2 protein-coding genes and 1 pseudogene are annotated in these 1,858 nt (G+C 71.5%); all 3 read right to left on the bottom strand.

Features of this window, described 5'->3' with window-relative positions:
- Positions 1 to 457 (bottom strand): methyltransferase (locus tag E1200_RS32995; protein WP_131956555.1); only part of this gene is annotated, 457 nt, incomplete at its 3' end.
- 55 nt (positions 458 to 512) lie between these two features.
- Positions 513 to 1,460: a VWA domain-containing protein gene (locus E1200_RS32990; protein ID WP_131956553.1), complete on the bottom strand. Its 948-nt coding sequence runs from the start codon at positions 1,458 to 1,460 to the stop codon at positions 513 to 515.
- Positions 1,457 to 1,858: pseudogene (locus E1200_RS32985) on the bottom strand (hypothetical protein); the annotation flags it as partial. The pseudogene E1200_RS32985 and the gene E1200_RS32990, both read right to left, overlap by 4 nt.

The raw sequence follows: 1,858 nt of genomic DNA, 5'->3' as shown, positions 1-1,858 counted from the left end.
GGGTGAGGCGGGGGAGCCAGGCGAGGAGGAGGTCGTGCAGGGCGGCCTTGCCGATGCGGATCGGGGGGTTGGACCAGATCGCGTCGAAGCGGAGACCGGGGTCGGCCTCGTCCACCGAGATGAACCTTACATTGTAAAGGCCGGCGGCCTGAGCATTGCCCTCGGCTGTTTCCAAAGCCTTCCGATTGACGTCCACCCCCCAAACACTCGCCTGCGGCGAGCGGCTGGCCAGGGTGAGGGCGATGGGGCCGTAGCCGCAGCCGAGGTCGAGGAGGTCGCCGGTCGCCGGCGGGGCGGGCGCGGTTTCGAGGAGGATGCGGGTGCCGGGGTCGATCCGGTCGGGGGAGAACATGCCGCTGTCGGTGTCCAGGCGCAGGTGCAGGTCCGGCAGGACGAGGTCGACGGTGCGGCGGCGTCCGGCGGCGGCCGGCCGTTCGGCGAAGTAGTGATCCCCCACGTCGGCCGACCGTATCAGCGTTGGGCGGGTACCGGCGCCGTGTCGGCGGGGCCCGTCAGGGCAGCCGGGAGAACCAGGCCAGCGAGGCGCCGCCGGCGGCCAGCGCGAACAGCAGCGCGATGCCGAGGTAGCGGGCGGCGACGTCGCGGTGCTCGGTCTCGAAGCCGAGGGAGGTGCCGATGTTGGCGTAGACCTCGCCGAGCTGGCCGGCGTCGGCGGCCTCGTACGCCTTGCCCTCGGTGTTGTCGGCGAGGGCGCGCAGGGTCTCCTTGTTGACGGAGACGCTGGTGGTCTCGCCTTCGATGTCGACGGTGCCGTAGGGGGTGCCGAAGGCGATGGTGGAGACGGGGATCTGCGCGACGCTGCTGGCGTCGATGGCCTCTTGGACGGTGCGGCCGGTGGTGTTGTCCCCGTCGGACAGCAGGACGATGTGCGCGGGCGGCGGGTCCTGGCGGGCCTCGGCGTCGAAGGACCGGACGGCCTGCAGGGAGGTGAAGACGGCCTCGCCGATGGCGGTGCGCTTGGCGAGGGTGAGCTGGTCGAGCGAGGTGATGGCGGTGGAGCGGTCGTCGGACGGCGCGGCGATGAGGTTGGCGTTGCCGGCGAAGGCGACGACGCCGACGTTGAAGCGGGCGGGGAGTTCGCCGATGAACTTCTTGGCGGCGGCCTTGGCGGCGTCGAAGCGGCTGGGGGAGACGTCCCTGGCCATCATGGACAGCGAGACGTCGACGGCGACCATGATGGTGGCGCGGTCGCGGGGGACCTTGACCTCGTCGGCGGGGCGCGCGAACCCGACCATCATGAGGGCGATCATGATGAGGAAGAGGGTGGCGGCGACGTGCCGGCGCCAGCCGGGCCGTTTCGGTGCGACCTGCGACAGCAGCGCGAGGTTGGTGAAGCGGACGGCGTACTGGCGGCGGCGCATCTGCAGCAGCACGTAGACGGCGGCGAGGAGCGGCAGGAGGCCGAGGAGCCAGAGGCGTTCGGGTGACAGGAAGGTCATGGACGCGCTCCCCCCGTGATAGAGGAACTCCGCTCGATGGACCGTCCTCCAGCCCCCGCCCCCCGCCATTCAGCGGACGAGCTTCGCTCGATAGATCTTCCGCCGGCTCTGCGTTGGCGGAGGGCGAAGCGGGCGATGTCGGCGATCCAGTCGCGGTCGGTGCGCAGGACGAGGTGGTAGGCGCCGGTGCGGCGCAGCGCGTCGCGGGTGCGTTCGCGCTGGGCGGTGGCGGCCGCGGCGTACCGTTCGCGGGTGCGGGCGTTGAGGACGATCTCGTGGACGGTTCCGGTCTCGGGGTCGGTCATTTCGACGAGGCCGACGTCGGGGAGGTCGAGTTCGCGGGGGTCGATGATCTCGATGGCGAGGACCTGGTGGCGGGCGGTGAGGCGGCGCAGGGG

Origin of the sequence: Actinomadura sp. GC306, assembly GCF_004348665.1 — a bacterium.
Classification (GTDB): Bacteria; Actinomycetota; Actinomycetes; order Streptosporangiales; family Streptosporangiaceae; genus Spirillospora.
This window is presented reverse-complemented; position numbering and strand designations above follow the sequence as displayed.